Below are 17,891 nucleotides of genomic sequence, written 5' to 3' on the forward strand. Positions count from 1 at the left end.
ACGGTTAAATGCTTGTCACATGATTGTAATCTATAGTATAAGCGCTGTTTAAATTGTGGGTAATTTTATATTGCTCAATGAATTATTCAGACAGTCAAAAGGTAAATTAAAATGTCGAAAATTAAAATCGCGATTGCAGGTATTGGTAACTGCGCAAGTTCACTTATTCAGGGTATTTACTATTATACACCAGAACGTGTTGGTTCTGATCATGTTGTACCTGGTCTTATGCATTGGGATGTGGCTGGTTACCGTCCATGTGATATCGATGTTGTTGCTGCATTTGATGTTGATGCGCGTAAAGTTGGCAAAGACGTAAATGATGCGATCTTTGAAAAGCCAAACTGCACAACAGTTTTCCATTCTGATCTACCGAAAAGCGGTACAATTGTAAAAATGGGTAACATTCTTGACGGTGTTTCCGAGCATATGGCTGATTATGATGATAACCGTACTTTCGTACTAGACGGCACACCATCAGCAACAAAAGAAGAAATCGTTCAGGAACTAAAAGATAGCGGTACAGAAATTCTTTGTAACTATATGCCGGTTGGTTCTGAAGAAGCGGCGAAATTCTATGCTGAATGTGCGCTTGAAGCGGGCGTTGCTTTCATCAACAACATGCCAGTGTTCATCGCAAGTAACCCAGAGTGGGCGAAAAGATTTGAAGAGAAAAACATTCCAATCGTTGGTGACGATATTAAAGCGCAGCTAGGTGCGACAATCACACACAGAACGCTTACTGACCTGTTTGCGAAACGCGGTGTTGTTCTTGACCGTACATACCAGCTTAACACTGGTGGTAACACAGACTTCTTGAACATGAAAAACCAGGACCGTCTTGCGTCTAAGAAAGAATCAAAAACAGAAGCTGTACAAGCGGTTGCTGGTGCACGTCTTGATGATGAAAACATCCACGTTGGCCCAAGTGATTATATTCCATGGCAGAATGACAACAAAGTTTGTTTCCTACGCATGGAAGGCGACCTGTTCGGTGGTGTTCCAATGAATATTGAACTTCGTCTTTCTGTGGAAGACAGCCCGAACTCAGCTGGTGTTGCGATTGACATGATCCGTTGTTGTAAGCTAGCGCTTATGAACGGTGAAGGCGGCATTCTAACGGCTGCATCTGCATATTTCTGTAAGCATCCACCAGTACAATATACTGATGATCAAGCATACGAAATGACAGAAGAGTTTATCGCGTCACGTGTTAAAGCAGCGAGTGCAGCAGAATAATGAAGCTTCTAATCGTAGCCGCTGGACAAGGCACAAGATTACGTGAAAAAGGTGAAAGCAAGCCGCTGATTGAACTCGGCGGCGAGCCTATCATCGAACGCGTAATTAAAAATGCACGTGCCGGCGGCATTGATGATTTTTATGTTGTGACCGGGTATCGCGGTACAAAGGTTCGTACATTTCTGGATGAGTTGGCGGAACGCGAGAAACTAAGTATTACGCATATCATTAACGATGAATGGCAACGCCCGAATGGACTGTCTGTTGCGTGTGCCAAAGATGTTATTGATGGGCCGTTTGTGCTTACAATGTGTGACCATTTGTTCGATCCGGAAATCATTAAAGATCTACTGTCGCATGATCATGAAGATGACACAGTGACATTATGTGTTGATTACAACATTGAAAACCCAGTGGTTGATCTTGAAGATGTGACGCGTGTGAACTGCACAAAGAATGAGATCAGCAATATCGGAAAAGTGATCCGTGATTATAATGCTTTTGATACGGGTATTTTCTATTGTACAACTGCTATGTTTGATGCACTTGATAGGAGCGCGAAAGAAGGTGACGAAAGTATTTCGGGCGCCATGAATGTTCTTGGCGCGGCTGGTAAGGCCCGCACATTCGATATTAAAAATCGTCTATGGCTTGATGTTGATGATCCGATGGCTTTTGGTAAAGCCATTGTTTACGTTGACCAAGGTAAGCTTTAAAAATTATTTATCAGCACCACTGATTTTTTTGTGGTGCTGAATTACTTCCTCAATAATAAAATCCAGAAATTTTACTGAGAAATCAGGGTCGAGTTGCGCTTCTTCCGAAAGTTTACGAAGGCGCTCAATTTGTGTTGCTTCACGTGCTTTGTCAGATGCAGGCAGGCCGTATTTGGCTTTATAATGCCCGACTTTCTGAGTGATCTTAAATCGTTCAGCAAGCATATTAATCACGGCGGCATCGATGTTATCGATACTGTTTCTATATTCGATCAGTTTTGATTTTTTTTCTTCTTCGGTCGGAATATGTTCGCTCACTTTTAAAGCCTCTTCGTTTTAATCGTTCCAGAACTTAGCAAATCTTACGCGTAAAGAAAAAGTGTTTTTATAGGAATTTTGCTTTTAATTTTTTTACGTCCGATTTTTTCATGGCGATAAACAACATTGATAACCCGTATATAAGGAATAATACAGGTAAACCCACTGCAAAACCCCATCCGTTAATAAGATCGAACGGGGAAATGATTGTTATCAGATGGAACAATCCTGCTGCCACGGCGGCCGCAAGAATGACCCGGAAAATATCAAAAGTAATCATATTGATGCTGTAAAGCTTGATGATGGTAATGACACGCACCAAGTTCATCAGGAAATATGTACTGCATAATGCCATGGCAACACCAATCGGGCCAAAATCAGAATATTGGGTGAGTAGATAGGCAAGCAAAACATAAACAGGAATCATCGTCAGTGATATGATCGGGTTAAAGAGCGGCGTGCGGTAAATCACCGGAAGATCCGCCATGCCAAAGCCGCCATTGATGGTTTCGCCCACCATCAAATAAAACAGAACAATACCACCGATTATGGCCATGTTCGGTTCAGTGCCAGCGGGCAGGATGGCGTTAAATATGGTTTCGCCATAAAATACACAAAGAATGACAAGCACACTTTGAATCATCAATATCCATCGCGATACCATGATCATTTGTTTCTCAACCGTAACAAAATCTTTTTCGACCAGATTTTTCGCCATTACCGGTGAAAGAATAGGGTAGAAACTTTGGTATATTTTCTCGACGGATGTGGCGAATTGCTGGGCAATGGTATAAACACCAAGCACCGCTTCAGAGAAGAAAAACTTAACAGTAAAAATATCCATACGCATGAAGACAAGAAGTGCCAAATCATGAAATGCCGTTGGTCCTGAAAAACGCATCAAACGTTTCATTAATTTAAAATCAGGGCGAGCCTTGATGGTTTTTTCAAATGAATATAAATGACAAAAACCCCATATGGCATAAATAAGCGCGGCAATCAGGGCTACTGCATAAGCCATCAATAATCCAAATGTGGTAAAGCCCATATAAAAGAACAGAAGCATAGATCCAAGCAACATATAGGGTTCAACAAGACTACGGGATATGACCTCATATCGCATTTTACGGGTGGCGCGTGTGCCCGCGAGAATGACATCAAGTGCTGTGATGATGATCACCATCGGCGCAAGAGATTTAAGCCCCGGTACCATTTCCGGATAATCAAAAATGTAGGCAAGGAATTCCGCACCCAGAATAATAAGGCCAGTGAATATCAGGCTGACAATCACGGAACTCAGAAGCGCGGAGACCATCACCTGTTCTATGGAATAACGACCCGAATATTCATCATCGTTAATAAATTTAAAAAGTGACCGTTTAAAGCCAAATGTGGCGAACGCAGCGCATATTTCAATGGTTGTGATCGTATAATTATAACGGCCATAAAGTTCGTTACCGAAAAGCGCAACAGCTAATATTAAAAAAGGAAGACGTGAACCAAGCCGGATAATAAAACCAAAGAAGTTGGCACCCGCCCCCTTGGCAATATCTTTATTATCCTTTGCCGTGGTGGCGGCCTTTTCCTGTTCTGGCGACATACGCTACAATCTGGTTATTAACGTCTTCTGCGGCGACGGTCTTTTGATGCGGCTTTCTTCACAGGCTGAATATCGACATATTCACTTAGTGCCTTACCGGTCAATTGCTGTTCGCCTTCAGACGTTTTATATACCAGATTATAGTCGGCAATATAGCGAAAATTTGTAATCACTGGATTTGATTTGGCAAATGAACGTTCAAAAAAGTTCAGATGATCATTCAAATTGAAGTGATCCATTTTCTTGGTAAAGATGACTTCGCCTTCGATATCGCCTTTTTCGCCTTTTGCCTTGATTTTTAATTTGCGTGGATAACTTGCATCTTTTTCCTTGGTCATATTTTCATATTTAATGTCAACATCGGAAAAAGTATCAAGCGTTTTATCAGCGACGAATAATTTGAAAATAGTATCCTCATTATCATCCGGTCTGTTGATAGCGGATAGGAAAATTTTGTGATTTGCATCACCGACCGTAGTTACACGGGTCCAGTTTTTAATAAGTTGATCGACCTTATCGGTCATCAGAACATGGACACCAAATCCTTCGGTGATGTCTGCATTATGTACGGGACCATTTGGTTTAAAGCCTGCTTCTTCGCCAAGCTGCCAATTACCGTATCCTTTTAAGGACGGGGCGTAATAACTCGTTTCAATATAACCTTCATCACTGGAATAACTGTCATGTGAGAATGCGGGAATTGGTGATTTTGAATTGATATCAACAATTGCCATTGTGTTTTCAAGGTGCACATTTACATCATCACCACTACCGCTTAATCGGTGGGTATGGATAAAAATATCAAGCACGTCTTCCTTATATCCCCAATCACCAAAATTACGGCCATTTTTTATGACATATAATTCACCTTCTGGTGTCACGAGAGTGCCAAGCATAATGCCGTGGTCTTTGCCAACGGGCCACGGGAAATTGGCCACAAGAAACTGACTGGTTACCAGTGATCCATCGGAAAGATAGAAATACTGTTCCCAATATTCCGTGTAATTTTTGTCTTCTAACATCATTGGGCGTTTGTCATTGATTTCATGAGCTTGCACCATATGAAATGGGAAACTCATAACAAGGGCCAAACTAACAATAATCTTTTTAAAGCTCATCAAAGGCTTTCCTAATACCGCACAATTAAACTAAAGAATTTCTTTCAGTTTCATTGTGAATAAATCATTTAATATTTTCTGTTTCTGCACCAGGAACATCAATGCAATATTCAAGGCGACAATTTCAAACCAGAAATAATATTCAGGTTCACCGCTAATTGACGCGATAAATATGGCAAAAGTACGGTAATTGGCACAAAGAATTGACCAGTTATTCACGGCGGGCGCATATAATTCACGGTAAAGCGATCTGATATCACTTTCTTTTTCGGGGGCGAGTGAAAGAACCTCTTTTAACGAATGGCGGAAATTACGGTCAACACCGCTAAATGCATATTGCATGCGGATATAACCAATATGTAATTGATTGGCGATCTGGCCCATTCCTGACTTTGTGCGGCCTTCTTCTATCATGTCATTGATACTTGGCAGATCGGCATTTTCCTTGCCCTTACCCCAAAAATCATATTCGCTACGTTGAAGTTCATATGCGCCCGATTGGATTGCATGACAAACGCCCGCAAAAATTGACAAGAACCAGATTTCATTGCCGAATGTCGGTGCAAGTGCAAGTGACAAACCAACATAAACACTAATGAATGTCACGTAATCGCATACGCCATCGATGACTTTACCAATTTCAGAAAAATTTTGCGTTGCACGGGCAAGCTGACCATCCGCACCATCAAACACATGCCACATAAACATCAGTAAAAAACCAAGCGCAGCGAGTAGCGGGTTTTGATAATTATAGTAACAAACGCCAGCCAGCAAACCACAAGCCATACCCATGGATGACACCATGTTCGGGGTGATTTTTAAGTCAATGAATTTCGGGACGAGCCAGCTGCTGATCGGGTGGATGATATGTACGTTCGAGAATTCCTCGATATCAAGGGTACGTTTTACATCGTCCTGACTATTTTCCATAATTTTGGCCTTATATTCTAAATAATTATCAATAAATATGTGTTTATATTATCAATGTTTTTTATTTATTACGACCAAAAAACTGGACGATAAATTTAGTTTCGGTATATAAGTTGAATATGAAAGAAAATAATAATTCCAAGATATTCGTTATCGGCTTTGTGCTGTTTGTGATCATCACATACACAGCAAGCTTTTTTTATACCCGCGATAAAAACGACATGCTTTTATCAGCTCCTAGATTAGTTTTACTCATTGGAAATGAACAGAGCGTTAACGCAGAATTTTCACCGCTTTCTATCGAAGATCGTCGCAATAAAATCAGATCCATTGCCCAATTAGGTCTTATTCAAACAATATCGCAGATTAATTATGATAACGGTGAAACGGACATCGCTGAAAAATATAAAGATGTTATCAATGGGGGCGAATTCGCGGTTGCCGATTGTTTGGAATATTCCGAACTAATCAAAAGAACCATGGCAAGGGATGCCAAAACGGCATTAAAAGCCAGCTGGATTTTCTCAGCCTGCGGTATTATCGAATAATTCCTGAAAACTGCTTAAATAAATTTCCATATCTTGCTTGCGTTTAAACCATTTGGCGCATTCGGTTTCAACATTGTCTGGAAAATCCGGATAAAGCCTGATTAAGTTATCATATGCTGTTTTCGCAAGTTCATATTCACCAAGTTCAGAATAATTAATTGCTTGTAATGCATATGGCCAGAACCAATCGGGTGTTTCAACGGTACTGACATAATCGGCGGCAATTTTATAGCTACCTTTTAAGAAATGTTGATGGAATAAGGCAAACTGACACCAGTTCGGATGCTGCGGGTTTAATGATATCGCTTTGTTTACAAGCGACGTACCTTGTTCCAGTTCACCCATCAAACATAGATAAACGCCACTATCAGCAAGCACGGCTGGGCTATTTGGTGCAATGCTTAGTCCCATTTTGATATTTTGTTGGAATTTGTCCAGATCACCTTTATGGAAATGAATGATGGTCAGGGCATACCATGCAATTGAAAATTGCGAACTCATTGAAATGGCTTTTTCCGCAAGTTTTTGCGCACGGTCAAGAGCAGGTTCTTTTAAATCCTGAATATTAAAACTAAAGCGATATTCATCAAGTGCAAGAAATGAAAGACCGGCCCATGCATCTGCATAATGCGGGTCGATTTGCACCGCTTTTTCAAGGCTTTCGCGCGCCTTTAAATGGGAACTTTGCGATAGCTCAAACAGATAATCATGAAACAGCAGCATCGCTTCATAGGCTTCCATGAATTCCGTGCTGCTGCGTTTCATATCTATGGCGCTAGTGCGCATGATGGTGCCATATGCATCACCGATTGTCGCACTAACTTTGCCCGCAATTTCATCTTGAACATTAATAATATTTTCCGGTGTAAGTTTATAATCAAATTTTTCTGTCCAGATAATCGCACCATTTGTACCGTTTAAAAGTTTTGCACTGACACGAACCATATCACCGGCCTGTCTAATGCTGCCTTCTAAAATATAATGGGTTTCAAGTTCACTTACGAGTTCCCGAAGATTGATATTTTTACCTTTATAAAAGGATGTGGCCTTACGGCTGATGACATAAAGGCTCGGGCTTAAGCTTAATTGATTGATAATTTCTTCTGTGATGCCATCCGCAAAAATTTCAGTATTTCCATTGTCGCCAATTACTTCGAAAGGAAGAACGGCAATCGCCGGGCCAGTTGGTGGGGCTGCTGCGGCATTGATGACAGGATCCTGATTGCTGGATTTTTCATTATTTTCAATTTTCGAAAAGACAGGAGTATATTTTCCCTTAGGGAGTGTTATTAGAATCGGATCATCTTTGCCATCATCCATATAATAATGTTCAAGCAGGCGCCTTAGTCGTCCCGCTTCAACACGAACAATAGCATCTGTTCCCGGATCAAAACTTTCATCCTTATCAAAAACTTCAAGGCCCAGTGTGTATCCTTTAATCAGGTCGGCGTTTCCATTTAATGTTTCGGTTACCACATAGGAAAGAAAACGTTGCAGCCTGTTTTTATTTTCAAAAAGCGGACTGTTAACGATTCTGTTTAATTGTTCAGAAATATTTTCGGATGAAATGGAAATTATAATGCCCCATCAATAAAGTTGATAATGCATATAACATACTAATTGTGTCGAAAATGAGAAGATTTTTTTGAATGAAAATAAAAAGTTATCAGCGATGCGTGTGAAGGGGGAACAGTGACTGGTCGGGAATGACGATCACAAACAAGCACCGCTGACATCTATAATACGGGTTACGAATTCAAACCTTGCGATTTTTTTACATTAATTCTAACGCGACCGCAGTTGCTTCACCGCCACCAATACACAGGCTTGCGATACCGCGTTTGCCGCCATGTGTTTTTAACGCAGAAAGCAATGTAATCATAATGCGTGATCCCGATGAACCAACTGGATGTCCAAGGGCACATGCGCCGCCGTGTACGTTAACCTTGGCATGATCAAGATTAAGATCATGCATCGCCGCCATTGTTACAACGGCGAATGCTTCGTTAATTTCATAAAGATCAACGTCGGCATCCGTCCAACCCGTTTTTTCATAAAGTTTTTTCATCGCACCAACGGGTGCGGTTGTGAACCAGTTTGGTTCCTGTGCATGGACACTATGGCCAACAATGCGGGCAATTGGTTTTAAGCCGCGTTTCACGGCTTCTGCTTCGTGCATCATAATAATCGCAGAGGCTCCATCGGAAATTGAACTGGCGTTTGCGGCGGTTACAGTACCGTCTTTTGCAAATGCAGGACGAAGGGACGGGATTTTTTCCGGACGTGCTTTACCAGGTTGTTCATCAGTATCAACAACGGTTTCACCCTTGCGGCTTTTTACAGTAACAGGTGAAATTTCGTCTTTAAAATATCCTTTTTCAATGGCTTCATTAGCGCGTGATAATGATGAAATTGCAAACTCATCTTGTGCTTCACGGCTGAAGCCATATTTTTCTGCGGTACGTTCTGCATATACGCCCATAAGAGTGCCTTTTTCATATGCATCTTCTAACCCATCAAGGAACATGTGATCTTTTACATCTGTATGACCAATGCGTGCACCAGAACGCATTTTGGGCAGGATGTAAGGAGAATTGCTCATGCTTTCCATGCCGCCTGCAATAATGATGTTTGCTGAACCAGCCATGAGTGCGTTATGCGCCAGACGAACAGTTTCCATACCACTGCCGCACATTTTATTCACTGTGGTACATGCAGTGCTTTTAGGAAGTCCTGCGCCAATTGCCGCTTGCCTTGCTGGTGCTTGTCCGATGCCGGCTGGTAATACACAGCCCATATAAACTTCATCAATTTCTTCCGGTTTGATGCCTGTTTCTTTTAACGCACCTTCGATCGCAACAGCACCAAGCGCAGGTGCGCTAACAGTGGCGAAATCGCCTTGAAGGCCACCCATAGGGGTGCGTGACATTCCAACAATTACAATTGATTCATCGGCCATGATGGCATCTCCTTGAATTTATAGTGTCTTTTTTAAATATATATGTTACTATTCGGTAACATATATAGGGGCTATCACTGATAATAGCAAGGTTTAAGCATTTTAAAGTGGGATCTGTGATTAATGCAAGCTACAGAAACTAATATAACACGTGAAGAAAAAAGAAAACAGAAACTTGATGTCATTTTAAGAAATGCATCAAAAGCGTTTATGGAAAAGGGTTACTATAAAACTTCACTTGATGATATTGCCAAAATGCAAAATGTAACCAAACCGACCCTTTATTATTATATCAAAAATAAAGAAGACATTCTTGTAAAATGCGAAGAGGAAGCATGCCGCAGAATTAATGGCTTGCTTGATGATATTTTTGCTGGTGGCGGTAATGGCTTTCAAATGCTTTACCGCTTTGTGCAAGGGTATATCGGTATTATTACCGATGATATTATCCGCTGCCATGTGCGTCACCGTGGCCAGATGGAAGATGAAACTCTACGCGCCGCCAGTATTCAAAATCATAAGGATATCGAAAGCAGGGTTCGTGAGATCATCAGAATTGGCATAACTGACGGTACCATTCGTGATTGTAATTCAACCATTTTGGCGATTTTATTATTCGATAGCCTTAACGGTATTACGGCTTGGTATAAATCAGATGGCCCGGTGAAAGAAGATGAGCTTACCGAAGAAGTGCTGGCTTTGGTCACTCATGGCGTAATTGGTGATTAAATGAGCGAGCTTGCTGATAAAATCATCACTGGCAATCGCCGCGCTGTTGCCAAAGCAATCACACTGATTGAATCATCACGCACCGATCATCAGGAAAAGGCGCAAAAATTACTTAACAAGTTATTGCCGCATACTGGCAAAGGCTTGCGGCTTGGGTTAACAGGTATTCCGGGTGTTGGTAAATCCACATTCATTGAAAGTTTCGGAAAACTTTTAACAGGGCAGGGGTTAAAAGTCGCGGTCCTTGCTGTTGATCCATCATCTAAAATAACCGGCGGTTCTATTCTGGGTGATAAGACAAGAATGGAAGAACTTGCCCGTGATCCAAATGCCTTTATCAGGCCAACACCATCGAAAGGGACGCTTGGCGGCATCGCAAGATATACACGTGAAGCCATGATGATATTAGAAGCCGCAGGTTACGATGTCATCATCATTGAAACTGTTGGTGTCGGCCAATCAGAAGTCGCTGTGCATGATATGGTGGATATGTTTTTGTTATTGCTGTCGCCGGGCGGTGGTGATGAATTACAGGGCATCAAGCGTGGTATTATGGAATTGGCAGATATTGTTATTATTAATAAGGCTGATGGTGATTTTGAAAATGCAGCCGGGCTTGCGGCGGGTGATGTAAAAAATGCACTTCATTTAATGCGGCAAAAATCAGAAAATTGGGTCGTTAAAACCTTAAAAACCAGCGCTATTAATAATCAAGGGATTGATGAAGTATGGCAAGCCGTATGTGATTATAAAGAAGCCATGCAAACAAGCGGCGAATTTGATGCCAAAAGAGCCGAACAGGAAATTGATAATATCTGGAAAGAATTAAATGAATTTCTAACCAGTGAGGTTAAAACTAGGCAGAAATCAGAAATTAAAACACTGGAAAAAGCCGTCAAAGATAAATCGATAACCCCACTGGAAGCCGCGAAAACGCTTTATGAAAGTTTGATTAAACCAGTAAAAAAACATTGATCTAAACTTAAAAGATATATATTATATATTTGTTAACTTTTTATACAATATACTAATTAGATACAGGGTTAATTAGAATAATTTAAAAGTTACAGGTAGTTTATTTTTAGTAAAGGCATGTAATGTATAGCTTAAACTCTGGTGTTAAATCTGATGTAAAAGTCAGAAACTTTGAAGCTGGTCCACAAAAAGATTTTTATCAACATTGGTTAGGGGTAAAAGGGGAAAGAATATTGCCTGCGAGCAACGATCTGGATCCTGAATATATGGCAGATTATATCAGCCAGATTATCTTGATTGATTATCATGAAAAGGACGATGAATTTAGTTTCCGTCTTATGGATCAGGATTTAAGAGAAATCCTCGAAGAACTTTCCGAGCAAGATTTAAAAGAGGGCAGTTCCCGCTTAAACCTTTTTGATAGCTTCAAATGGTGTATTGAAAATAAAGAACCATATTATTCAAAGCACAATATCGAGCTGGCCTTTAAAGATTACAGCAATTATTCGTCAGTTGTTTATCCGCTTTCTGATAATAATAAGGATGTAACCAATCTTGTGTTGGTTGTTCATCTGAATTAATTTTTTGCAGGCACATTATCAATCAAGCGCGTCTTGCCTAACCATGCGGCGGCTAAAACTCTATCCCAGCGTTTTTCGATATAATCGATTTTATCAAAACCTTTTGATCGTAATGCATCACGCGCTTGATCAAAATTATCTGTCAGTGCCGCTTCTTTTAATATGGCATTTAATGATTGAGCGATTTTAATTTCATCTTGGGATAAATATGCATTTCGTGATGATAATGCCAATCCATGTTCGTCTCTTATGATTGGGGCGCCAATGATTTTTGTCGTACGCCCTGTTTCATCAACCATTTGCTTGATAACCTGAAGCTGTTGATAATCTTTATTGCCAAAAACGGCTACGTCCGGATTAACGGCGCTAAACAGGCGGTCAACCACATTCACAACCCCTTTAAAAAAGTCAGGACGGAAATCTGTTTCTAATCCCATGGCCGCGTCCCCGGTTTTAATGTCGGAATGTAGACCACCTGCATAAATTTCATTCACGGTCGGTAAAAACAAAAGATCAGCACCCACTTTTTCAAGAAGCATTGCGTCTTGTTCTTCCGTGCGTGGATATTGGTCAAAATCTTCGTTCGGGGCGAATTGCGTTGGGTTAACAAAAATACTGGCGACAACAAAATCGCTTTTTTGATTGGCAATATCAATTAAGGACAGATGCCCTTGATGCAAGGCACCCATTGTGGGCACAAAACCAATGGATTTATTATTTGATCGTTGCTCGTCAAGAATTTCATTTAATTCAGCAATGTTTTTAACGGTAATCATGTTGAGGCCTTATTCTGAATAAACATATTCTTGATTTGGGAATTTTCGGGATCTGACGTCCGCCGCATAATTTGATGCGGCAGTATCAATTCTGTCTTAGAGGTTTTCATATTGCTTCACAAATTGCGGTATATAGTCGCTGTTTAAACCCAACATGTCTTCTGTGACAAGGATTTGTCCGTCGCATTCGGACGATGCGCCAATGCCAATGGTTGGGATTTCGATTTCTTTGGTAATTTGTGCAGCACTATTTTCCACAGTGCCTTCGATAACAACGGAAAATGCGCCTGCCTTTTCGACCTCTTTTGCGTCATCGATTAATTTTGAAAGCCCGCCTTCTGTGCGTCCTTTAATTTTATAGCCGCCCTCTTTAACGACCGATTGCGGCAGTAATCCAATATGCGCCATCACGGGGATACCGTTATTTGTCAGATACGAAATGGTTTCGGCCATTTCCATGCCGCCTTCTAACTTAACGGCGTCGCAATTTGTTTCTTTTATTATGCGTGAAGCGTTTTTAAAGGCGGTCTCAATATCATTTTCATATGTATCATACGGCATATCGACCACCACGATTGAATTTGATGACGATTTAACGACGGCCTTCCCATGATTAATCATCATGTCTATTGAGACACCAAGCGTATTTTCCATACCGTATAAAACCATGCCGACTGAATCGCCGACCAACAGGATATCACAGTGCTTATCAAGTATTTTTGCAATCGGTGCCGTATAGGCCGTTAAACAGACGAGTGGCGTATCAGATTTTTTGAGGGTGCTTATTTTCATGGGTTTAAACCGGTAAAAGAGGTTCCAAGCTGAGTCAGGGCGTAAATATTTCCAGCGCAGTTAAATATATTGGATTTCTGCCAAACGCAAGGATATCAATCGCTTTAAGTCAGGATTATTATAGCATGTCTTTAGCCGGACTTTTTGGTATATAATTGAATTGATAAAAAAATATCGGATTTTTAAGAGTTTTTAGGTTATATTTCTTGACGTATTTCACTTGATCCCCTATATACCGCTTTCAAGTTTTATAGGGGCTATGGTTGATTCTTGTAATAGGAAACCCAAAAAGCCTTTTAGATTAAGAATATAAGTTAAGGAAAAGACGATGTCACGTGTATGTGAATTAACAGGCAAAGCTGTAATGAGCGGTAACAACGTAAGCCACGCGCTTAACAGAACACGCCGCAAGTTCCGTCCGAATCTTACTAAAGTGACATTGATGAGCGATGCACTTGGTCAATCAGTGAAGATGAAAATCTCTGCGCACGCTCTTCGTAGCGTTGAACACAATGGTGGTTTGGATAACTTCCTTGTGAAAGCAAACGATGCTGTTCTTTCACTGAAAGCGAGACGCCTAAAGAAAAACATCAAAAAGAAATTGGCTGCTGCTTAATTTCATTTGATAATATTTTTAAAGAAGGCCGCTGATTTTTCAGCGGCTTTTTTTATGTTATAATCCCCTTAAATAGATAGCATTTTAGATGAAATGTAAGGAATATTTCATTTCCTGTGTCTATAAAACTAATCTGTCAGTTTTTTCATAGTACATTTGTTTGGTTATTTTTATCATTTCTATCATCAAGAGGTGTAAATGAGCAGTCGTGCAATTACAGCGGCGATTATAAAGGCGGCAAAAAAAGAATTTCAAAAACATGGTTACCGTAAGGCGGCGATGGATGACATCGTACGCGCCGTTAATGCGGCCAATGATGATGCGGATTTCACCAAAAAAGAAACCTGTCTTAACGTGTTAAAATCATACTATAATTCAGTAAAACGAAAGCTGGAAAGTTATGAAGAAAACATCAACGCCCGCCAGCGATTAAGCCTGTATTTGGATGAATATTTTCAGGATGCAGAAACCATCGCGAAAGAAGGAAACCCGATTTTCAATTTATATTGGGACCTACGCGGACAGGACGAAGAATTATTTCATGAGGCTGAGAAAATTTTAAAGCTTCAGCATAAATGGATTGATGATCAATTTGTTATCATATTAAAAACAGAAAATGTGGCTGATCAGGGCAATAGATTGATGGCGGCGCTTCACGGGCTATTCTTTTTGGCGCGCCTTCAGGATGACGCAAGCATGTTTAAATCACAGCTCATTCAACTAAAATCGTGGATAAGGTCCATGTAAGCGGAAATCGGTCTTGACCTTGCCATAATGATGGGCCACTGTGTGGAAAATCATTACATAAGGTCAGTCATTTGTCAGATACCACAGTTCAAGAAAAATCAACACTTGAAGCCATAAAAGTATATTTCAAGCCAACAGTTTTTGCCATTTTGTTTTTGGGTTTTTCATCTGGTGTTCCTTATGGTGTGCTTTCGGGTGCCCTTAGTTACTGGGTATCAAAAATTGAACTTAGTCCCAGTGAAATTAGCCTTCTACTCGCCGCGGGTTTTCCGTATACCATCAAATTTTTATGGTCGCCGTTCATTGATCAGGTCAAATTACCCATATTGAATAAGCTGCTCGGTCAACGAAGAAGCTGGCTTATTTTATCGCAAGCATTGCTCGCGGGTAGTATCATTTGGCTTGGATTTACCAATCCGCTTGAGGATTACACGGAAACCTATATGGTTGCGTTTTTAATCGCGTTATTCGGTGCGACGCAGGATATCGTTATTGATGGTTTCCGAATTGAAATTTTAAAAGATGATGAACAGGCGGCGGGGGCCGCGCTTTATATTTACGGCTACCGTATCGCGGGGATTATATTCTCTATCGGTGTGATTTACATTTATTCGCTGTTTGAAATTGATTGGTCGTTACTGTTCATTATGGGCAGCTCGACCATGCTGGTGGGTATGATTGCGGTTTTATTTATCCGTGAACCGGAACATAAAGCCACAGAAGAAAAACAAAAAATAAAAGAAGAAATCGATGCATTCCTTGCCGAACGCGAGGAAGCCGGAAAACAAAGCAAGGAATATTTCGCCTGGATTTATATGACGGTTGTGGCGCCGTTTCGGGAATTTATGATGCGGCGGGGATGGTTTGTTTTTATTCTTTTTGCGATTTTTTACAAAATCGGCGACAGCATGGCCGTGTCACTACAAACGCGATATTTCTTGTCACTCGGGTTTGACGATCTGGTAATCGCCAATTCCGGAAAGCTGGTTGGTTTCTGGGCATTGTTCATCGGTTTCGCCGTTGGTGGCTGGCTCATGAGCAAAGTGGGCCTTTGGAAAGGCTTATTGATCTGCGCCATATTGCAGCTTGCGTCCAATTTTTCATTCTCGGCGCTTTATCTTATTGGCCCCAATGCATATTTCCTTGCCTTTACCATGGGATTTGAACAATTCGCCACCGGCATGGGCGCGACAGTTCTGGTCGCATTCCAATCGCTTCTTTGTAACCGTTCATTCACGGTCACTCAATATGCACTCCTCAGCGCGCTTAATCAGTTCACCGTAAAACTGCTGTCCGCACCAAGCGGCTTTATCGTCGAAGGCGTCGGCTGGTTCTGGTTCTTCATCATTACCGCTGTTGTTGCAGTGCCGGGGATACTCTTATTGTTCTGGATTAAAAGGTTAGAACATCCGGATGAGAAGTATTCGGAAATGAAAGAAGAATAGTCGTTAATTACGACGGATTGATTTATTGAGATAATTTATTCTATTCTATTCAACTAGAATTGAGTATTGTCTCAGGGGAAATAAGAAATTGAAAAGAGAGCTATTAATATTTTCGTTAAAAGAAGGCATTATTTACTCATTTTTAGGAATGTTATTTTCAATTGTAGCGACACAATCATTTAAAAATATTTCAATTATGATAATTGCAATTCCTATTTTAGGGGTTTTGATTTCATTCATTTTTACATACTTGAGAAATATTCAGAAGCATGAAAATTTAATACGATTGTATGGTGATCTGTACATTGAGAAATTTCAAGAAGTATATAATGAGAAAGGATTGAAAACGATCGTAAGGGAAAAATGGTTAGATAAGCTTGAAGTAAATTTAAAGGAATTTGAATAATTTAATCAAAATCAAACCTTCCGAACAACCAGTCTTAATTCCGTAGAATACCTCGAAACACGACTAACCATTTGGAAACCGTGTTGTTCCAGTAGGAACATTATGTTTTTAGACCTAAAAAAATTAACCTGTCCGTCCTGTGGTTCTGGTGTTTTATAAACGCGGGTGACGGGGATGGATAATTGGAAAGTTTCACCGTGTTCCATGGTTTTATATTTGTTTTTGAAATAACCATTTATATTTTCTGCGCGAATTAGGTCTTTATTTGAAAGGTCGGGGCTTTGGTTAAGGCTCTTTTCAAATTTGCAAAAGGGGCAAATGATTTTATCCGCGTTTATTTCTGCAACCGCGCCGCAAACCTGGCAATGTGTATCGGGTGATAAATTATTCATGGGGTCTTTGTACCCCCATAAAAACTGTGGGTAAACAGAAGAAAATAAAAAACCATTTGGTTCGTGCTTAAAATAACTATATCATCCCAAAGTTTCGCCGGGAAAGCGAAGCTCAAGAGGGTAAAGAGTTATTTTATGACGAATTCGTTAAGCAAATATGTCATTGCAACCGATGATAATCCCATTCTGGTTGCCAGTGGTGATATTGAAGTACGACTGGCACAGTCACATGAAGAAATAATCGCAGGTCAAAAATTGCGATATAAAGTTTTCTTTGAAGAAATGGGCGCAAGGCCATCAAAAGAGGTCGCCGAACAAGCCCGTGATTTTGATGCCTTTGATGATATTTGCGATCATTTGCTGGCGATTGATAATTCGAAATCCGGTGATGACCGTGTTGTCGCCACATATAGATTGCTTCGTGAAGAAAAAATCGACAAGAAAGATGATTTTTATTCCACCTGCGAATTTGATCTGGATAATCTTTATAGTGATCATTTTCGTGATCTGATGGGCGACCGTCAGTTACTTGAACTGGGCCGCAGCTGCGTAAAGGAAGATTATAGAACAAATGCCGTCATGCATTTGATGTGGAAATTTATCGCAAGATATATCGATAAACATAAAATTGCCTATCTGTTTGGTTGCGCAAGCCTGCCGGGCGTCGATCAAAAACCGTTAGAGGCACAATTATCCTATCTTTATCATTATCATAAAACACCGGATGCTTATAATATTCCAGCACTTGCTGATCAGCGTCAGAAAATGAATTATTTTGATAAGCAAGATTTTGAAAAACGCGACGCAAGACGAGGATTAGCCCCACTTGTTAAGGGGTATCTTAACCTTGGTTGTTATATCGGTGACGGCGCGGTGATTGATGAACAGTTCGGCACGACGGATGTGTTTATCCTGCTTCCGGTTGATCGCTTGGAAAAACGTTATCTTTCTTTATTTGAAGATTGATCGAAACCGAAGAATCGATCATATTTTCAAGTAATAAA

19 protein-coding genes and 1 pseudogene are annotated in these 17,891 nt (G+C 40.5%); 11 read left to right on the forward strand and 9 right to left on the reverse strand.

Going from position 1 to position 17,891, the window contains the following annotated elements; all coding sequences use genetic code 11:
• The first annotated feature begins 111 nt into the window (after window positions 1-111).
• Window positions 112-1,239: an inositol-3-phosphate synthase gene (locus KW060_RS02745; protein WP_249036905.1), complete on the forward strand. Its 1,128-nt coding sequence runs from the start codon at window positions 112-114 to the stop codon at window positions 1,237-1,239.
• Window positions 1,239-1,955 (forward strand): phosphocholine cytidylyltransferase family protein, encoded by a 717-nt coding sequence (locus KW060_RS02750; protein WP_249036904.1) that lies wholly within the window; start codon window positions 1,239-1,241, stop codon window positions 1,953-1,955. The genes KW060_RS02745 and KW060_RS02750 overlap by 1 nt, the downstream gene beginning before the upstream one ends.
• A gap of 3 nt (window positions 1,956-1,958) precedes the next feature.
• Here the strand turns inward: KW060_RS02750 and KW060_RS02755 are convergent, their stop codons facing one another.
• From KW060_RS02755 to KW060_RS02770, 4 genes are all read right to left on the reverse strand, one after another.
• Complete coding sequence (locus tag KW060_RS02755; protein ID WP_249036903.1) at window positions 1,959-2,273, reverse strand: chorismate mutase; 315 nt, start codon at window positions 2,271-2,273, stop codon at window positions 1,959-1,961.
• Between the two features lie 67 nt (window positions 2,274-2,340).
• Window positions 2,341-3,873 (reverse strand): oligosaccharide flippase family protein, encoded by a 1,533-nt coding sequence (locus KW060_RS02760; RefSeq protein ID WP_249036902.1) that lies wholly within the window; start codon window positions 3,871-3,873, stop codon window positions 2,341-2,343.
• A 17-nt stretch (window positions 3,874-3,890) separates the two neighbouring features.
• Entirely contained in the window at window positions 3,891-4,991 is a 1,101-nt protein-coding gene (locus tag KW060_RS02765; protein ID WP_249036901.1) for a hypothetical protein, read from the reverse strand.
• Between the two features lie 30 nt (window positions 4,992-5,021).
• A complete protein-coding gene (locus KW060_RS02770; protein ID WP_249036900.1) occupies window positions 5,022-5,921 on the reverse strand; it encodes a CDP-alcohol phosphatidyltransferase family protein in 900 nt (299 codons plus the stop codon).
• Between the two features lie 119 nt (window positions 5,922-6,040).
• Here KW060_RS02770 and KW060_RS02775 point away from each other — a divergent pair, with 119 nt between their 5' ends.
• On the forward strand, window positions 6,041-6,469 hold the full coding sequence (locus KW060_RS02775; RefSeq protein WP_249036899.1) for a hypothetical protein: 429 nt from the start codon (window positions 6,041-6,043) through the stop codon (window positions 6,467-6,469).
• Here the strand turns inward: KW060_RS02775 and KW060_RS02780 are convergent.
• Window positions 6,446-7,945, reverse strand: a complete 1,500-nt coding sequence (locus tag KW060_RS02780) for a hypothetical protein (protein WP_249036898.1) — start codon at window positions 7,943-7,945, stop codon at window positions 6,446-6,448. The genes KW060_RS02775 and KW060_RS02780 overlap by 24 nt on opposite strands.
• Window positions 7,946-8,243: 298 nt before the next feature.
• Window positions 8,244-9,428: an acetyl-CoA C-acyltransferase gene (locus KW060_RS02785; RefSeq protein WP_249036897.1), complete on the reverse strand. Its 1,185-nt coding sequence runs from the start codon at window positions 9,426-9,428 to the stop codon at window positions 8,244-8,246.
• A gap of 123 nt (window positions 9,429-9,551) precedes the next feature.
• Between KW060_RS02785 and KW060_RS02790 the strand changes: the two genes are divergently transcribed.
• From KW060_RS02790 to KW060_RS02800, 3 genes are all read left to right on the forward strand, one after another.
• The gene (locus KW060_RS02790; protein WP_249036896.1) at window positions 9,552-10,157 is read left to right on the forward strand and encodes a TetR/AcrR family transcriptional regulator; all 606 of its coding nucleotides are present in this window, start codon (window positions 9,552-9,554) and stop codon (window positions 10,155-10,157) included.
• Window positions 10,158-11,132, forward strand: a complete 975-nt coding sequence (gene meaB, locus KW060_RS02795; RefSeq protein WP_249036895.1) for a methylmalonyl Co-A mutase-associated GTPase MeaB — start codon at window positions 10,158-10,160, stop codon at window positions 11,130-11,132.
• 122 nt (window positions 11,133-11,254) lie between these two features.
• Window positions 11,255-11,713 carry a PAS domain-containing protein gene (locus tag KW060_RS02800; RefSeq protein ID WP_249036894.1) on the forward strand — a complete coding sequence of 153 codons (459 nt, stop codon included), beginning with the start codon at window positions 11,255-11,257 and terminating at the stop codon, window positions 11,711-11,713.
• Here KW060_RS02800 and panC read toward each other — a convergent pair.
• Complete coding sequence (gene panC, locus KW060_RS02805) at window positions 11,710-12,489, reverse strand: pantoate--beta-alanine ligase (RefSeq protein WP_249036893.1); 780 nt, start codon at window positions 12,487-12,489, stop codon at window positions 11,710-11,712. The genes KW060_RS02800 and panC overlap by 4 nt on opposite strands.
• Before the next feature lie 9 nt (window positions 12,490-12,498).
• Window positions 12,499-13,281, reverse strand: a pseudogene (gene panB, locus KW060_RS02810) (3-methyl-2-oxobutanoate hydroxymethyltransferase).
• A 328-nt stretch (window positions 13,282-13,609) separates the two neighbouring features.
• Between panB and rpmB the strand changes: the two are divergent.
• From rpmB to KW060_RS02830, 4 genes are all read left to right on the forward strand, one after another.
• Window positions 13,610-13,897: a 50S ribosomal protein L28 gene (gene rpmB / locus KW060_RS02815; RefSeq protein ID WP_249036891.1), complete on the forward strand. Its 288-nt coding sequence runs from the start codon at window positions 13,610-13,612 to the stop codon at window positions 13,895-13,897.
• A 198-nt stretch (window positions 13,898-14,095) separates the two neighbouring features.
• A complete protein-coding gene (locus KW060_RS02820; protein ID WP_249036890.1) occupies window positions 14,096-14,644 on the forward strand; it encodes a TetR family transcriptional regulator in 549 nt (182 codons plus the stop codon).
• A 71-nt stretch (window positions 14,645-14,715) separates the two neighbouring features.
• The gene (locus KW060_RS02825) at window positions 14,716-16,089 is read left to right on the forward strand and encodes an AmpG family muropeptide MFS transporter (protein WP_249036889.1); all 1,374 of its coding nucleotides are present in this window, start codon (window positions 14,716-14,718) and stop codon (window positions 16,087-16,089) included.
• An 88-nt stretch (window positions 16,090-16,177) separates the two neighbouring features.
• Window positions 16,178-16,495 carry a hypothetical protein gene (locus KW060_RS02830; protein WP_249036888.1) on the forward strand — a complete coding sequence of 106 codons (318 nt, stop codon included), beginning with the start codon at window positions 16,178-16,180 and terminating at the stop codon, window positions 16,493-16,495.
• Between the two features lie 11 nt (window positions 16,496-16,506).
• Here KW060_RS02830 and KW060_RS02835 read toward each other — a convergent pair whose 3' ends face one another.
• Window positions 16,507-16,887, reverse strand: coding sequence for a hypothetical protein (locus KW060_RS02835; RefSeq protein WP_249036887.1), 381 nt, complete (start codon window positions 16,885-16,887; stop codon window positions 16,507-16,509).
• A gap of 135 nt (window positions 16,888-17,022) precedes the next feature.
• On the opposite strand from KW060_RS02835, the gene KW060_RS02840 reads away from it, so the two are divergent.
• Window positions 17,023-17,853, forward strand: a complete 831-nt coding sequence (locus KW060_RS02840; RefSeq protein ID WP_249036886.1) for a GNAT family N-acetyltransferase — start codon at window positions 17,023-17,025, stop codon at window positions 17,851-17,853.
• The last annotated feature ends 38 nt before the right edge of the window (window positions 17,854-17,891 follow it).

Origin of the sequence: Pseudemcibacter aquimaris (genome assembly GCF_028869115.1) — a bacterium.
GTDB lineage: Bacteria > Pseudomonadota > Alphaproteobacteria > Sphingomonadales > Emcibacteraceae > Pseudemcibacter > Pseudemcibacter aquimaris.